General features: G+C 61.8%; 16 protein-coding genes. 7 read left to right on the top strand and 9 right to left on the bottom strand.

Annotated elements, in window-relative coordinates:
- Position 1 precedes the first annotated feature (1 nt).
- From grpE to JWZ97_RS02325, 4 genes are all read right to left on the bottom strand, one after another.
- Positions 2–580, bottom strand: a complete 579-nt coding sequence (grpE, locus tag JWZ97_RS02340) for a nucleotide exchange factor GrpE (RefSeq protein WP_205433193.1) — start codon at positions 578–580, stop codon at positions 2–4.
- 81 nt (positions 581–661) lie between these two features.
- Positions 662–1,732, bottom strand: coding sequence for a heat-inducible transcriptional repressor HrcA (hrcA, locus tag JWZ97_RS02335; RefSeq protein ID WP_205433192.1), 1,071 nt, complete (start codon positions 1,730–1,732; stop codon positions 662–664).
- A gap of 194 nt (positions 1,733–1,926) precedes the next feature.
- Positions 1,927–2,277 (bottom strand): cytochrome c, encoded by a 351-nt coding sequence (locus JWZ97_RS02330; protein ID WP_205433191.1) that lies wholly within the window; start codon positions 2,275–2,277, stop codon positions 1,927–1,929.
- A gap of 297 nt (positions 2,278–2,574) precedes the next feature.
- Positions 2,575–3,330 carry a hypothetical protein gene (locus tag JWZ97_RS02325; protein WP_205433190.1) on the bottom strand — a complete coding sequence of 252 codons (756 nt, stop codon included), beginning with the start codon at positions 3,328–3,330 and terminating at the stop codon, positions 2,575–2,577.
- Positions 3,331–3,480: 150 nt separating this feature from the next.
- Between JWZ97_RS02325 and zapD the strand changes: the two genes are divergently transcribed.
- A complete protein-coding gene (zapD, locus tag JWZ97_RS02320; RefSeq protein ID WP_240342440.1) occupies positions 3,481–4,302 on the top strand; it encodes a cell division protein ZapD in 822 nt (273 codons plus the stop codon).
- A gap of 14 nt (positions 4,303–4,316) precedes the next feature.
- Here zapD and fchA read toward each other — a convergent pair whose 3' ends face one another.
- Positions 4,317–4,940 (bottom strand): methenyltetrahydrofolate cyclohydrolase, encoded by a 624-nt coding sequence (gene fchA / locus JWZ97_RS02315; RefSeq protein ID WP_205433189.1) that lies wholly within the window; start codon positions 4,938–4,940, stop codon positions 4,317–4,319.
- A gap of 112 nt (positions 4,941–5,052) precedes the next feature.
- Between fchA and JWZ97_RS02310 the strand changes: the two genes are divergently transcribed.
- Genes JWZ97_RS02310 through JWZ97_RS02300 form a run of 3 tightly spaced genes read left to right on the top strand, consistent with a single transcriptional unit; the run spans position 5,053 to position 7,139 of the window.
- A complete protein-coding gene (locus JWZ97_RS02310; protein WP_205433188.1) occupies positions 5,053–5,910 on the top strand; it encodes an NADP-dependent methylenetetrahydromethanopterin/methylenetetrahydrofolate dehydrogenase in 858 nt (285 codons plus the stop codon).
- 20 nt (positions 5,911–5,930) lie between these two features.
- Positions 5,931–6,104: a rubredoxin gene (locus JWZ97_RS02305; RefSeq protein ID WP_205433187.1), complete on the top strand. Its 174-nt coding sequence runs from the start codon at positions 5,931–5,933 to the stop codon at positions 6,102–6,104.
- A 9-nt stretch (positions 6,105–6,113) separates the two neighbouring features.
- Positions 6,114–7,139 (top strand): NAD(P)/FAD-dependent oxidoreductase, encoded by a 1,026-nt coding sequence (locus JWZ97_RS02300; RefSeq protein WP_205433186.1) that lies wholly within the window; start codon positions 6,114–6,116, stop codon positions 7,137–7,139.
- 132 nt (positions 7,140–7,271) lie between these two features.
- On the opposite strand, the gene JWZ97_RS02295 is transcribed toward JWZ97_RS02300, so the two are convergent.
- The 3 genes from JWZ97_RS02295 to sodB all read right to left on the bottom strand — a co-directional run bounded on the left by JWZ97_RS02295 (position 7,272) and on the right by sodB (position 10,986).
- The gene (locus JWZ97_RS02295; protein WP_205433185.1) at positions 7,272–9,008 is read right to left on the bottom strand and encodes a proline--tRNA ligase; all 1,737 of its coding nucleotides are present in this window, start codon (positions 9,006–9,008) and stop codon (positions 7,272–7,274) included.
- A gap of 141 nt (positions 9,009–9,149) precedes the next feature.
- The gene (locus tag JWZ97_RS02290; protein ID WP_205433184.1) at positions 9,150–9,941 is read right to left on the bottom strand and encodes a sterol desaturase family protein; all 792 of its coding nucleotides are present in this window, start codon (positions 9,939–9,941) and stop codon (positions 9,150–9,152) included.
- A 463-nt stretch (positions 9,942–10,404) separates the two neighbouring features.
- A complete protein-coding gene (sodB, locus tag JWZ97_RS02285; RefSeq protein WP_205433183.1) occupies positions 10,405–10,986 on the bottom strand; it encodes a superoxide dismutase [Fe] in 582 nt (193 codons plus the stop codon).
- Between the two features lie 214 nt (positions 10,987–11,200).
- Here sodB and JWZ97_RS02280 point away from each other — a divergent pair, with 214 nt between their 5' ends.
- The gene (locus JWZ97_RS02280) at positions 11,201–11,449 is read left to right on the top strand and encodes a hypothetical protein (RefSeq protein ID WP_205433182.1); all 249 of its coding nucleotides are present in this window, start codon (positions 11,201–11,203) and stop codon (positions 11,447–11,449) included.
- A gap of 12 nt (positions 11,450–11,461) precedes the next feature.
- Here JWZ97_RS02280 and JWZ97_RS02275 read toward each other — a convergent pair whose 3' ends face one another.
- The gene (locus JWZ97_RS02275; RefSeq protein ID WP_205433181.1) at positions 11,462–12,490 is read right to left on the bottom strand and encodes a CHAD domain-containing protein; all 1,029 of its coding nucleotides are present in this window, start codon (positions 12,488–12,490) and stop codon (positions 11,462–11,464) included.
- A 108-nt stretch (positions 12,491–12,598) separates the two neighbouring features.
- On the opposite strand from JWZ97_RS02275, the gene glyA reads away from it, so the two are divergent.
- Complete coding sequence (gene glyA, locus JWZ97_RS02270; protein WP_205433180.1) at positions 12,599–13,855, top strand: serine hydroxymethyltransferase; 1,257 nt, start codon at positions 12,599–12,601, stop codon at positions 13,853–13,855.
- 56 nt (positions 13,856–13,911) lie between these two features.
- The gene (nrdR, locus tag JWZ97_RS02265; RefSeq protein WP_205433179.1) at positions 13,912–14,406 is read left to right on the top strand and encodes a transcriptional regulator NrdR; all 495 of its coding nucleotides are present in this window, start codon (positions 13,912–13,914) and stop codon (positions 14,404–14,406) included.
- Positions 14,407–14,423 lie beyond the last annotated feature (17 nt).

Here is a 14,423-nt window from a genome sequence, read left to right as displayed (position 1 = left end):
TTCAAGCCTGCTCGTCGAGATGCACGTCTTCCGCCGGCGGCTGGGCGATCACTACCATGGCCGGGCGCAGCAAACGGTCGTTCAGCAGATAACCTTTCTGGAATACCTTGACCACCGTACCGGGCTCGGCACCGACGGTCGGCTCGACCGCCATGGCTTGATGATGTTCGGGATTGAATTTCTGCCCCGCCGGGTCGACCGGGAGCACGTTGAATCTTTCCAAGGCGCTTTGGAGTTGTTTGAGCGTCAGTTCGTTGCCCTCGCGCAGCTTGGCCACTTCGGGGGCGTCGCCGGCGGCAGCCTGTATGCCCAGTTCGAGGCTGTCCACGACGGCCAGCAATTCCTTGGCGAATTTTTCCAGCGCGTATTTATGGGCACTCTGCAGTTCCTTTTCGGTGCGGCGGCGCAGGTTTTCCATTTCGGCCTGGGCGCGGACCAGCTTGTCCCAGTTCTCTTCGGCCTTTTGCGTGGCGGCCTCCAGCTGCGCGATCAGTTGCTCCACGCCGACCGTCTCGGTAGCGGCAGGAATCTGCTCCGGCTCGGCCGCGGGTTCTTCCTGCACGATTTGCTCTTCACTCATTTATTTGCTCACTCCTGTCAAAACGACACCGGCCTGCTCGATCGGGCAGGCGATGGATAAGGGATAGGGATTTGGCCGGGCTTAAGATGGGGTCAGCGCTTTCTGATTCAAGGCCGCGCTCAGCATTTTTGCGGTCAGGTCGACCAGGGGGATCACCCGCTCGTATTCCATGCGGGTGGGGCCGATCACGCCGAGCACCCCTATGGTCTGCTCATCGATTCCGTAAGACGCCGTCACCAGGCTGCACTGGTCCAATGCCCGGTAACCGGATTCCTCGCCGATATAGATTTTCACCCCGGTACTCTCCAGGCAGCGGTCGAGGAGATGGACGAGGTCTTCCTTTTGCCTGAAGGCCGCGAACAAGCCGCGCAGTCGTTCCATGCTGGCCAACTCGTCGAAGTCCATCAAATTGGTTTCACCGGCCAGCACGAAGGGTTTGCGCTTCCTGGCCTCCCGGCTGCCCAGCGCCAAATCGGCGATTTCGGCGGCATGCAGCGCCTCCTGGTTCATCTGCTCGCGAGTGCTCTGCAATTCCTGCAACAGGCTGGTCCGGATCGCATTGAGATCCTTGCCGGCATAGACCGCATTCAGATAGTTCGCGGCCGCCGTCAACTCGGCTGGGCTGAAGCGGCGAGCGGGCGAGATGATGCGATTTTGCACTTCCCGCTCGTTGGTCACCAGGATGACCAGGATACGCTGCTCGGACAGCGGCAAAAATTCGATCATGCGGAAAGTGACCGTCTCCACCCGCGGCAGACTCACCAAGCCCGCCATGTGAGTCACATCGGCCAACAGACGAGAAGCGGTTTCGACGATTTCTTCCGGATCATGCAGTGGACCCATTTCGCGGCGAAACTGTTGCACGACCTCCTGCTGCAAGGGCTTGATCGTCAACAAGGTATCGACGAACAGCCGGTATCCGCTCACCGTGGGCATGCGCCCGGCCGAGGTGTGAGGCGCGGTAATCAAACCGAGGTCTTCCAGGTCGGCCATCACGTTGCGTATGGTGGCCGGGCTGAGATTCAAGCCCGCGTCGCGCGACAGCGCGCGGGAACCGACCGGCTGCCCCTCGTAAATGTAGCGCTCGACCAATACCTTCAAGAGGTGCTGGGCGCGCTCATTCAACTCGGGTCTTTTCTGGGGCCGGCTCATGGCTACGACGATTAGCACTCTGGTTATACGAGTGCCAAATTATCAATGGGAGGCAAGTGTGTCAAGAATCCCAGCCGGTCGCCGGAACTGCGACCGATGCGGCCGGCGCCCGAACTCCCGCAGGAAGGCGAAGGCATTAAAAAACCCGCTCCGCGAGGACGGGGAGCGGGTTTCGAAGCGACCTTGCGGTGCGCTTACTTCAGTTCGCCGGCAGGAACGGTGCCATCGGAACGGCCCTTCACGTAGGCGTAAAGCGCGTCGATGCCGTTGGCGATCTTCGGATTAGCCTTGTTGGCCGGCATGGCGTTGCGACCATTCAGTACCACGTTGGCGAAGTCTTCCTTGCTCAGTTTCTTCAACGAGTTGAGCAGGTTGGGGAAAGCCGCACTGCCTTCGCCCGTCTGGCCGTGGCAGGTTTCGCAGCGCTCGCGCTTGTAGAGCTTGTAACCTTCGGCGATTTGCGGATCGACTTCGGCGAAAGCCGGCGCGGTGGCACCGAACAGCAGGGCTCCGGCGATGATGATGGGCGATTTTTTCAGACTCATTTTGCCTCCTGGAAGGGACAGAAAATTGGGTATGTCGAGACTGCACAAGCACAGGCCTTGCAGCCGTTATAGCTGGCTTATTATGCGGGGAACTGAACCACCGCCTTCCTCAAGAAGCCGCGTCTTGGCGAAGATGACAAATTCCGCTAGCCGCGCGCCGCCGTGTGTTATGCATGGTGCCCGACGGCGCGGCGCGATTATATTTCCGGCGTTTCAATGTGCGCAAGCCGCACGACGCCGGCAAAGGGCCGTTTTTCGCCTGACGGCATTCGATTCGGGAAGGAATCCCGAATCCCGCTACTTTTCGCCCTTGCCTATGGCTTCCAATTTGATGAGTTTGCGGAAGTCGACCGAAAACTTCAGCCCCAGGAAACGCGCCGTCACTTTCTGCAATTCATCCGATGCGGGGTCGAAATAAAGCTTGGCGTAAGCGAAACGACGATCTTCGTAATCCGGCTTGACGTATAAGGTATCGGTCTGGAAACGATAGATGCTCAACGTCTTCCCGCCATCCTCGGACACTTCCGACGGCGGACCGAGGGCCGCTTCGACCTGGGCTCGGCCGGGCGGCTTTTCGTTCAGCCGGGGCAGGTCTTCGGGATTCACCCGCAACTGTTTCTTGCCCTCGTCCACCTTGCCCTTGCCTAGGGAGCGCAGGGAAGCTTCGAGAAACCGGCCCGGGATCATCGCGATGAACGCCGGCGAAAAGTCCCAGCGCTTGAGCCGTTTCTCCTCGTCGAAGTCCAGGGTAAAAACGATATCCACGCCGGGCACCGTTTTGCCGCCCGCGTCGACCTTGTGGAATATCTGCTTCCAGCGCGGCCCCGTCGGCAAGCTCTCCTTTAGGCTGGGCTCCACCTTGGCCAGGGTCAGGTAATCTTCGTCGTAGAGCACGGGATGGAGAAAATCGAGGACGAAATGGCCGTTGTTTTCCACCCGGAAATTCTCGTCGAAATGGCTCAGCTGCCCTTTCATTTCCAGCATCCGCAGCCATACGCAGCCCGTCAGCAACAAGACGAGCGCCAAGATGAACAACCGTCGCAAGAGTTTCATGTCGAGCCGGGAATGTGTGGGGATGGACGGTCGATTGTAGGGGACTCGACCGGGTTCTCGCCACGCCGACCGGCGGAAACCGCGCTTTCATCGGGCTGGAAACACCCGCACGCTCGCTCCGGTATTGACTAATCGACTGCAAACTGCAAAATGCCGACCCATTCGGCCGCTCGGCCGCCCCACACGACACCCGCCGGTTCTCCCTTGAACGATCTGGTTCTCTACGAGTTTCCGTTGAACGAACGGATCCGCGTGTTCATGCGCCTCGAACAACTATTCCTCCAGGCCGACCATTTCATGCAGGGCAACTCCGTGTGGGACAGCCGCGCGGTCATCGCCACCCTGCTGGAAATCCTCGCCCTGTTCAGCCGCAACGACCTCAAGTCGGAAAGCCTCAAGGAACTCGACCGCCACGCCGGCGTATTCGGCAAACTCGCCAGGAGCCAGGGCATCGACGCGGCCAAGCTGAGCACCCTGCTGAGCCAGCTGGAAAGCCTCAGCGGCCGGCTGTATGCCTCGGCCGGCAAGATCGGCCAGCCGCTGGCCGAGAACGAATTGTTCAAGGCCATCGCCCAGCGCAGCGCCATACCCGGCGGCACCTGCCCCTTCGACCTGCCCGCCTACCACTACTGGCTGCAGCAGGGCGATGCGCTGCGCAAGCGCGATCTGGAAGACTGGCTGGCGCCCTTCGCGACCATCCGCGCCGCCATCGACCTGGTGCTCAACACCATCCGCCGGAGCGGGGAGGCGAGCGAGGAGGTCGCCCCGGGAGGCTTCTTCCAGAAGACCCTCGATCACGCCCTGCCCTTCCAGCTTTTGCGCGTGGCGCTTTCCAAGGATCAGGCCTGTTTCGCCGAAATCAGCGGCGGCAAGCACCGCTTCACCATCCGCTTCATGACCGCCCATACCCACGAAAGACCCGTGCAGAGCAAGGAAAACGTCGGGTTTAGCCTGGCCTGCTGCATGCTTTGAAGCGGCGCCTGTGATTACAGGCGGCTCTTCACCTCCTGATAGATCTCCTCCATGGCAACCTCCATGCCGGTCAGGATGGCATTCAGTTCGCTGATGCGCTCGTGCACGAAGTGCTCGTCGCGGATGGCATTCGTGTTGACATAGACATTCAATGCGGCCGACTTGAGCGCGGCATAACCGGCCAGAACCGCGACTCCGGCATCGCTGACCACATTTTTGTTGCCTTTTTCGGCCACCGCCCGGCTCAGCTCGATCACTTCCGCGCAAGCCTTGGCGCAAGCCAGGGGTACGTCGGTGGCGACTTTCAGGGCATCCTGTATTGCCGCGCTGCGCGCGGCTTTTTCCTCGTCGCTCTCTTTGGGCAGCCCGTAGGCCCCCATGACCAAGTCGAACGCCTCGGCGTCGGCCCGTATCATATCGGTCAGCCTGGCGCGCAGCGCTTCCGAGGCTTGCAGGGCGGCCTTAATGTCGTCTTCGACGGCTTCATACGCTTTCTTACCCAGCGTGAGATTGCACACCATCGCGACCAGGGATGCGCCCATGGCCCCCATGATGGCCGCCGCGCCCCCGCCGCCCGGCGTGGGGGCCTTGCTGGCGAGTTCGTCGAGAAACTGTTGTATCGGCCGGTCTTTTAACATGCTCGGGCTCTCCAAAATGCGCTGCGCTGTGCGTAAACTAAGCGGCCGATTATAAGCCAGCGCCTACGCGGAGAGCTAAAACTCTCCGCCCGGCGTTCATGTTCAGGTAGCCATGAAAAAATTGCTGTTCCAGTTCGATACCGACCCTCAGCCCTCCGTTTTCGACACCGTGGTGGCTTACGACGGGGGCGCCGATCACGTCATCCCCCACGGCGGGCTCCATCCCGAGAATGTCGGCGCCTTGGTGGAAGGCGCCATCTTCACCAGGGCGCCCAAGGACAAGAAAAACACGGCCATTTTTATCGGCGGCAGCGACATGCTGGCCGGCCAGGAACTCCTCAAGGCGGTGAAGAAAAAGTTTTTCGCCGACTTTCGCGTGTCGCTCATGTTGGACAGCAACGGCAGCAACACCACGGCCGCCGCCGCCGTGGCCAGACTGGCCGGCAGCGGGGTACTGGCCGGCAAGAAAGCGGTCGTGTTGGCCGGCACCGGACCGGTAGGCCAGCGTGCGGCGGTCATACTGGCCCGGGAAGGCTGCCTGGTCAGCCTCAGTTCGCGGCAACTGGAGCGCGCCGAACACGCTTGCACCGCCATGCGCGACCGCTTCGGCGTCGAGCTGACCCCGCTGGAAGCCAGCGACCACGAGGCCCGTGCGCGCGCCATCGAAGGCGCGCATATCGTACTCGCCTGCGGGGCGGCGGGGGTTGAACTCCTGCGTGAAGAGCACTGGCGCGACCTGCCCGACCTGGAACTGCTGGCCGATGCCAACGCGACGCCGCCATTGGGTCTGGGCGGAACCGACATGATGGACCGCGGCGCCGCGCGCCACGGTAAAATCGTTTGGGGCGCGATAGGCTTCGGCACCCTCAAGCTGGCCTTGCACCGCGCCTGCATCGCCCGGTTGTTCGAACAGAACGACTTGATACTGGACGCCGAAGAAATTTTCGCCACCGCCAAACAAATGGCCTAAAACCGAAACAGGAAGAAACCGTGCCCGAATTCAAGAAATACGTCTGCGCAGTCTGCGGTTACATTTACGACGAAGAACTGGGTGACCCCGAAAACGGAATTCAACCCGGCACTCGCTGGAAAGATGTTCCCGAGGACTGGTCCTGCCCCGATTGCGCCGCGACGAAAGCCGACTTCGATCTCGTGACCATCTAAAGACCGTCCATGCATACCGTCATCGTCGGCTCGGGCATCGCCGGAATCAGCTTCGCCGAGGAATTGCGCAAACGGTCGCCCGAAACCGCGGTGACCTTAGTGAGCCGGGAAACCGACGGCTATTATTCGCGCCCGCTGCTGTCCCATGCCTTCACTCGCGCCGACATCGAAACCAGGATCGTACTCCGCACTTTCGATGATTTGGCGCAATCTGCCGGCATCGAGGTTCTGAGCGGGACCGAAGCGCTTGCCCTCGACGCCCGCGCCCAAACCCTGGCCTGCGAAAAAGACGGCAAGGCGTTGCACCTCGATTATGACAAGCTCATCCTCGCTCAGGGATCGGACGCTTTCGTTCCTCCGCCCTTCCGCGCTCAGGCGAATCTTTTCCATGTATTGAACAGCCTGACCGACCTCAAGGCTCTGCGGCATCTGCGTGACGAACACCGCAGCCGTGTCGCGCAAGTTCGCTGGGCCGTGGTGGGCGGTGGATTGATCGGCTGCGAGATTTCCGCCGACCTCGCGGGTTCCGGCGATCAGGTCAGTTTGTTCCACGCACTGCCTCGCCTGATGGAGCGACAATTGGTGGAAGAAGACTCCGCCGAATTGCTGCGCCTGCTCACCGAACACTATCGTATAGACGTCAGGCTGAATTGCGCTGTCCAGGGCTTTTCCGGTCAACCCGGAGCACTGACGGTCGGGGTCGACGAAAAGTTGGAAAGCGGATTTCACGGCATCATCCTCGCCTGCGGATTCAAACCTCGCATTGAACTCGCCGCGTCCGCCGGACTGGATACCGGCCGGGGCATTCGAGTCGACGGCGCGCTGAAGACCTCGAACCCGAACATCCATGCCATCGGCGACGTCGCCGAACTCCCCGACGGCAAGCTTTACGCCTATGTCACCCCGGTACGCAGCCAGGCGATCTGGCTGGCTCGATACCTTACGGGTAGCGACGAAGCATCCTGGCAGCCCCCCGCTTTCAAGCCCAAGGCCAAGATTCCCGGCTTCAACGCGAAACACGACTACCTCTTTTAGGGCGCACCTTCCGAAAGCTCGCCTTCCGCAGCCGACGGCATACCGTTCCCGACCAACTCCGATGATGTATGGCGGCCCGGGAAGACGCCCGTCTCGGCGAATGCGAACCGGGCGTCGTTGAGCGCGGCGACCCTAGCCTTCCTTTATCCGCTCCTGCAGGAAGGCCACGATATCGCCCAGTGCGACTTCCTGCGACTCCGCATCCCGCCGGCCCTTGTATTCCAGCTTGCCGGCCTCCAGGCCGCGGTCGCCGATGACCACGCGGTGCGGAATGCCGATGAGTTCCATGTCGGCGAACATGACGCCGGGGCGGGCCTTGCGGTCGTCGAACAACACGTCGATACCGGCGCCGCGCAGCTCGGCGTAGAGCTTTTCGGACGCGGCCTGCACGCGTTCCGAGGTGTGCATGTTCATCGGCAGCAAGGCCACCTGGAACGGCGCCAGGGCTTGCGGCCAAATGATGCCCTTGTCGTCGTTGTTCTGCTCGATGGCGGAGGCGACCACGCGGGAGACGCCGATGCCGTAGCAGCCCATGATGGTCACCTGGTTTTCGCCCTGCTCGTTCTGCACCGTGGCCTGCATGGCCTGGCTGTATTTGGTGCCTAGCTGGAAGATGTGGCCGACCTCGATGCCGCGGGCGATGCTCAGCGTGCCCAGGCCGTCCGGACTGGGATCGCCTTCGACCACGTTGCGGATGTCGACGACTTCACCCGGCAGCGCCACGTCGCGCTCCCAGTTCACGCCGGTGAGGTGGAAGCCCGCCTCGTTGGCGCCGGCGACGAAATCGTTCAGCACCGCGGCGGCGCGGTCCAGATAAACCGGGCCGAGCGCCGCGACCTCGACGGGGCCAATATAACCGGGCCGGCAGCCGAAATGGCTTTCGATTTCCTCGTCGGTGGCGAAGCGGAAAGTCCCCAGCAGCTTGCCCAGCTTGACGAGGTTCAACTCGTGATCGCCGCGCAGGTAGACCTTCACGAAAACCTCGCGTGTCTCCCCTTCCGCATCGACCACGGTCTGGATCACGGCCAGGGTTTTGAGCACCTTGTCGGGCGTCACGCCGAGAAATTCGCTGATTTCGGCGATGGTCTTCTTGCCGGGAGTGGCGACCTTCTGCAAGGCCTGCGTCGCGGCCGGGCGCGGATAAGTCGGTGCCAGCGCTTCCGCCTGCTCGACGTTGGCGGCGTAGTCGCTGCCGTTGGAGAATGCGATCGCATCCTCGCCGGAATCCGCCAGGACGTGGAACTCGTGCGAGTGGCTGCCGCCTATGGCGCCGGTGTCGGCCAGCACGGGACGGAACTTGAGCCCTAAGCGGCTGAAGATATTGCTGTAGGCCACATACATCGCGTCGTAGGTCTGCTGCAGCGATTCCTGGTCGAGATGGAAGGAATAGCCGTCCTTCATGATGAACTCGCGCGCCCGCATCACGCCGAAGCGCGGGCGGATCTCGTCGCGGAACTTGGTCTGGATCTGGTAGTAGTTGATGGGCAACTGCTTGTAGCTCTTCAGCTCGTTGCGCGCCAGCTCGGTGACGATCTCCTCGTGGGTCGGCCCCAGGCAGAATTCGCGTTCATGGCGGTCCTTCAGGCGTGCCAGCTCCGGGCCGTATTGCTCCCAGCGGCCGGATTCCTGCCACAGCTCGGCCGGCTGCACCACCGGCATCAACACTTCCAGTGCGCCGGCCCGGTTCAGCTCCTCCCTCACCACCTGCTCGACCTTGCGCAGCACCCGCACGCCCAGCGGCAGCCAGGTATAGAGCCCGGCGGCCAGCCTGCGGATCAGGCCCGCACGCAGCATGAGTTTGTGGCTGACGACTTCGGCGTCGGCCGGGGTTTCCTTGAGGGTATTGAGCGGGAACTGACTGGTGCGCATGGGAGGTTGGAATTCGTCGAATGTAGGAAAGGAACGGCCATTCTAACGAACGCCGCTCCCCCGGTCAGCCCGCGCGGAAAACCGGCCTCCGCTCACGAGGCAGCCGCGGCCCGAAACATCGACGTCCCGACCATCCGCGACTCAGCCGTCGGAGCCGACCTCCCTCTCCGCCTCCAGCCAGTCCAGGATCTCGAAACCCGGCGCGAAGCCGCGTTTTTCGGCCCGGAAATAGGCCGCCTCGGCGATCATCGCCTGCTGGCTCCGGCGGCTCGGCCGGTAGGTGCGTTTGAATCCGAAGCCGAACAACTGGATGAAATCGAGCTCTTTCACGAAATCCAAACCGAGTTTTTGCGGCGTCGATTCGGCCAAGGTGCCAAACATCCTGTCCCAAAGGGAAAACACCGCGCCGTAGTTACGGTCGTGCTCCTCGCGCCGGACCGAATGATGGACCCGATGGAGGCCGGGGCTGACGATCAAACGAGCGAGCCGGCGTTCGCCGGGCAGCGTGATGTTCGCATGGTGGAACATGACGAACAGCGTAACGATCACTTCGTTGGCGAGCACGACCGACGCCTCAACACCGATCGCCACGATGAACAAAGCCTTGCCCAGCGCGGTCAGGAAGACCTCGCCGAAATGCGAGCGGAATGCCGTCGACACATTGATGCAGCGGTCGCTGTGATGCACTTTGTGGAACATCCACAACACGTCGACGCGGTGGCAGGCCCAATGCCACACATACAGGCCCAGATCGAGCAATACGAAGGACAGGAAGGCCGCCCAGCCGGAACTCGCTACGGAACCGAGCAGTCCCCATGCGGCGTAGCGATCCGCTATGAAGTACAGCGATGACACCGACAGGACGGACATCAGCACATCGTTCAGGAGGAAGGTGCCCGCGTTGGTCAGATAGGACCGGCGAACGGTTTTCATCGGGCTATCCCTGCGGCCGTGTTTAGCCTCGACGATCAGAAGAACCGCGAAAGCCACGAGGATCTCGAATGGACGTAGATCGGCGGGATCGAATTCCGCGCAGCCCGACTCACAAACAGGCAAGGAATAGAAAGTATGGATATCGCTGAACATCGACTTTACCTCCTGCGAACCCTGCATTTCGGCACCGTGGTGCCGTTCGAGAAAGTCTTGTAGGCCTACACTGATCCAATTCGGAAACAATGTAAACCGCAGTAACTAACTATTTCTATATAGGCAACACTTGTTCCCGCCACTATCCACTCCGACCTTGCCCCACCAAGGAAAAACGGGAACTGCGGCTCGTGCGCACCCGAAGGGAAAGAGCGGTCGATGCATACGGCCGAGCCGAAAAACAAAAACCCCGTGCTCCTGCGGGAGCACGGGGTTCGCATCAGGGAGCCCCAGACTTGCGGGCTAGGCTTCAGGCCGCGAAGTTCTTGGCGGCGAAGTCCCAGTTCACCAGTGCCCAGAACGCTTCCAGGTACTTTGGGCGCAGATTGCGGTAGTCGATGTAATAGGCATGTTCCCACACGTCGACGGTCAGCAAGGGAATTTGATCGGTCGTCAACGGGGTGGCCGCGTTGCTGGTGCTGACCAGGGCGAGGCTGCCATCCGCGTTCTTCACCAGCCAGGCCCAGCCTGAACCGAAGGTGCCGACGGCGGTCTTGGTCAGTTCTTCCTTGAACTTGTCGAAAGACCCGAAAGCCTTGTCGATGGCCGCAGCCAGTTCGCCGGTCGGTTGGCCGCCGCCGGTGGGCGAGAGGCTGTTCCAATAGAAGGTATGGTTCCAGACCTGAGCGGCGTTGTTGAAAATCCCGCCGGAAGACTTCTTGACGATGTCTTCCAGAGACAGGCTTTCGAATTCCGTGCCCTTGATCAAGTTGTTCAGGTTGGTGACATAGGTCTGGTGATGCTTGCCGTAATGGTATTCCAGCGTTTCTTCCGAAATATGCGGAGCCAGAGCGTTCTTGGCATACGGCAAGGCAGGCAGTTCGTGTGACATGTTTTCTCCATTTAACGATGATGGTGTGGAAACCGGTGCGTCCAGCCGGAACGGCCGGACGATAACCCAGCAAGAAAGTCTGGATTTGCAGTCTATCACCGCGCGCCCCGCCGGATAAAGTGCGCACATCGGTGCATGGGCTATTTGATATCGGGAAACTTCATCGCCAAAATACGCGCCCACGACCCCCGAGACTTCCCCGCCAGCAGCGCCCATGTCGAAGATAATCACCATCAAGCTCGCCGACCGATCACCCGAACACTTGGTCGGCAAAGCCCGAAACCAGGCGGGCCAGAACGGACTGAACTTCACCGGAGATGTGAATACCGGACACTTCCACGGACGGGGACTGGAAGGCCGATACCACATACACGGCGACCATCTGCGCATCACCATATTGCGCAAACCCCTGATACTGCCGTGGTCCCTGGTGGAAACCACCATCCACCAATTCTTCGCCTGAGCGTATCGCCGCTTATTTCTCGGCTTGACGTCCTGCCGCGAACAAGCGGCCGTAATGGACCCGGTTTTCCTTGCGGTCGAATCGCTTGAAGTGTTCGCCGAACTCCCGGCGCAGGGTTTCCTGGCGTTGCTCCAGACCGCCCAGCAGGGCGCCCATGGCGAGCAGCGTGCCGGCCGAGACGCCGGGCCGCTTCCGCAAGCGGGCCGCGGTTTCCCTGAGCCAGGCGAGCTGGGCGTGGACGTCCTGGAAATCGCCCAGGTGCTCTTGAAACAGCTTGAGTTGGCGGATCGCGGGCTTGATGTCGTCGGCCGGATAGAAGGCCTGGAAAAACTCCAGCAGATAGCGCAGCTTCTTGCAGGTCTTGCGCAGTTCGTGCAGATATTCCGCCGGCGTGTCGGACTTGATGGCCCGGCCTTGCTTTAACACCCGGCGAAACAGCTTATGGATGCGGCGGTCCGCCAGGGTCTTGGCCGGCAGGCGGGCGTTGGCCGCACGGGGATGCTTCGCTTCCGGCCGGCCCAGAAACCGGCCCCAGCCTTCGATCAGATCCCGGAAACGGCGGGACCCCAGGCGCCGGGCCAGGTCCGCGTAAGCCCGGTCGAGCCCGGCGCTCAACTCGGCGCGCAGGGGCTCGAGGTCGCCGCGCATAGAAGGGGGAACCAGGTTCGCCCAGGCATCGAAGCCGAGCAGATGCACTTCCAGATCCCTGGCCTCCCCGGTGATCTGCCCCAGCCAGAAAAAACCGTTGGCATAACGGCGCGTGGGCCGGGCGGGAAAAACCTCTTTAAGCTGGCCCAGGGCCGAGCGGGTGCGCCGCACGGCGACCCGTAGGTTGTGCAGATACTCGCTGTCCAGGCGAGCGAGGGTTCCGGCCAAATGGTCTTCGATGGCGGCCAACTGGCGTAGCAAGATCGCCCGCACCGCGCTATCGGCCCTTAACTGAGGGCTGATATCGCCGCCCTCGGGCGAAATCGACGAAGATTCGGCCATGTCATCCTCCAGGTCCGTGGTCCCCGGATTCTGCCACAGGCCGGTACTCATGCCCACGCACCGTGCGAAGTGCGCGGAGCCGGCGAATTTCAGCGTGAGGATGCGCCGCTATCTGGTTTACAATGCCGCCTTCTCAAATCCCGACGGTAGGTTAGAGCCATGTATAGCAAGGGTATGGAAATCGCCGGTTTCGACGATGAATTGTGGACCGCGATACAGGACGAAGATCGGCGCCAGGAAGAGCATATCGAGCTGATCGCCTCGGAGAATTACGCCAGCCCCCGCGTACTGCAAGCCCAGGGCACGGTACTGACCAACAAATACGCCGAAGGCTACCCCGGCAAACGCTATTACGGCGGCTGCGAAAACGTCGACGTCGTCGAGGATTTGGCCATCGCCCGCGCCAAGCAACTGTTCGGCGCCGATTACGCCAACGTCCAGCCGCATTCCGGCTCGCAGGCCAATGCCGCGGTCTACATGGCCCTGCTGGAGCCGGGTGAGACCGTGCTGGGCATGAGCCTGGCCCATGGTGGCCATCTCACTCATGGCGCCAAGGTCAATTTCTCCGGCAAGATCTACAACGCGGTGCAGTACGGGCTCAACACGGCCACCGGCGAGATCGACTACGAACAGGTCGAAACGCTGGCCCGCGAATACCGGCCCAAGCTGATCGTCGCAGGATTCTCCGCCTATTCCCGCGTGGTCGACTGGCAGCGCTTCCGCGACATCGCCGACGAAGTGGGCGCCTACCTGCTGGTGGACATGGCCCATGTCGCCGGCCTGGTGGCGACCGGCCATTATCCCAACCCGGTGCAGATCGCCGACGTCACCACCACCACGACCCACAAGACCCTGCGCGGCCCGCGCGGCGGCCTGATCCTGGCGAAGTCCAACCCCGAACTCGAAAAGAAGCTGAACTCGCTGGTCTTCCCCGGCATCCAGGGCGGCCCGCTGATGCATGTCATCGCCGCCAAGGCCGTGGCCTTCAAGGAAGCGCTGCAGCCCGAGTTCAAGCACTACCAGGCCCAGGTGGTCGAAAACGCCCGCGCCATGGCCAAGACCTTCATCGAACGCGGCTACAAGATCGTCTCCGGCGGCACCGACAACCATTTGTTCCTGGTCGACCTGATCGACAAGGGCATCACCGGCAAGCTGGCCGACCAGAAGCTGGGCGAGGCTAACATCACCGTGAACAAGAACGCGGTGCCCAACGACCCGCAGTCGCCCTTCGTCACCAGCGGCATCCGCATCGGCACCCCGGCGGTCACCACCCGCGGCTTCGGCGTGGAGGAATGCGTCACCCTGGCGGGCTGGATCGCCGACGTGCTGGACGATCCGGAAAACGACGCGGTGATCGAACGCGTGCGCACCGAGGTGCTGCATTTGTGCCGCAAGTTCCCGGTCTACGCCGATTAAGGCCTTAGCGTCGGGCGCTGCCGCCCGTCATCGCCCGCCGGCCTGACGAATCCGCCATGCGTTGCCCCTTCTGCGGCGCCCAGGATACCCGCGTGGTCGACTCCCGCCTGTCCCAGGAAGGCGATCAGGTGCGGCGTCGCCGCGAATGCGGCGAATGCAAGGAGCGCTTCACCACCTACGAGGTCGCTGAGCTGAATCTTCCCCGCGTGGTCAAGAGCAACGGCAATCGCGAACCCTTCCGCGAAGACAAGCTGCGCGCCGGCATCCTGCGTGCGCTGGAGAAACGGCCGGTCGGCAGCGACCGCATCGAGGCGGCCATCACCCGCATCAAGAAGCGTCTGCTGGCGAGCGGCGAGCGGGAAGTTCCGAGCCGCCTGATCGGCGAAAGCGTGATGAACGAACTGGCCGGTCTCGATCATGTCGCCTACGTGCGCTTCGCCTCGGTCTATCGCAGTTTCCAGGACGTCAACGAGTTCCGCGAAGTCATCGACCGGCTGGAGAGCCAACCGCCGGAAACCGAGTCATCCGTATCGGCTCAGACCGACGGCTAAACGGCTCTTTGCCGATT

Origin of the sequence: Methylococcus sp. EFPC2 (genome assembly GCF_016925495.1) — a bacterium.
In the GTDB taxonomy this organism is placed as follows: Bacteria; Pseudomonadota; Gammaproteobacteria; order Methylococcales; family Methylococcaceae; genus EFPC2.
The sequence above is the reverse complement of the archived record's forward strand: the minus strand, read 5'-3'. Positions and strand labels throughout refer to the sequence as shown.

Bases quoted from the DNA above. Each gene is read 5' to 3' on its own strand.
- JWZ97_RS02330 (WP_205433191.1), bottom strand. From the start codon at position 2,277: ATGAGTCTGAAAAAATCGCCCATCATCATCGCCGGAGCCCTGCTGTTC.
- glyA (WP_205433180.1), top strand. From the start codon at position 12,599: ATGTATAGCAAGGGTATGGAAATCGCCGGTTTCGACGATGAATTGTGG.
- JWZ97_RS02325 (WP_205433190.1), bottom strand. From the start codon at position 3,330: ATGAAACTCTTGCGACGGTTGTTCATCTTGGCGCTCGTCTTGTTGCTG.
- nrdR (WP_205433179.1), top strand. From the start codon at position 13,912: ATGCGTTGCCCCTTCTGCGGCGCCCAGGATACCCGCGTGGTCGACTCC.
- grpE (WP_205433193.1), bottom strand. From the start codon at position 580: ATGAGTGAAGAGCAAATCGTGCAGGAAGAACCCGCGGCCGAGCCGGAG.
- JWZ97_RS02300 (WP_205433186.1), top strand. From the start codon at position 6,114: ATGCATACCGTCATCGTCGGCTCGGGCATCGCCGGAATCAGCTTCGCC.
- JWZ97_RS02275 (WP_205433181.1), bottom strand. From the start codon at position 12,490: ATGAGTACCGGCCTGTGGCAGAATCCGGGGACCACGGACCTGGAGGAT.
- JWZ97_RS02295 (WP_205433185.1), bottom strand. From the start codon at position 9,008: ATGCGCACCAGTCAGTTCCCGCTCAATACCCTCAAGGAAACCCCGGCC.
- hrcA (WP_205433192.1), bottom strand. From the start codon at position 1,732: ATGAGCCGGCCCCAGAAAAGACCCGAGTTGAATGAGCGCGCCCAGCAC.
- sodB (WP_205433183.1), bottom strand. From the start codon at position 10,986: ATGTCACACGAACTGCCTGCCTTGCCGTATGCCAAGAACGCTCTGGCT.
- zapD (WP_240342440.1), top strand. From the start codon at position 3,481: ATGCCGACCCATTCGGCCGCTCGGCCGCCCCACACGACACCCGCCGGT.
- JWZ97_RS02290 (WP_205433184.1), bottom strand. From the start codon at position 9,941: ATGAAAACCGTTCGCCGGTCCTATCTGACCAACGCGGGCACCTTCCTC.
- JWZ97_RS02280 (WP_205433182.1), top strand. From the start codon at position 11,201: ATGTCGAAGATAATCACCATCAAGCTCGCCGACCGATCACCCGAACAC.
- fchA (WP_205433189.1), bottom strand. From the start codon at position 4,940: ATGTTAAAAGACCGGCCGATACAACAGTTTCTCGACGAACTCGCCAGC.
- JWZ97_RS02310 (WP_205433188.1), top strand. From the start codon at position 5,053: ATGAAAAAATTGCTGTTCCAGTTCGATACCGACCCTCAGCCCTCCGTT.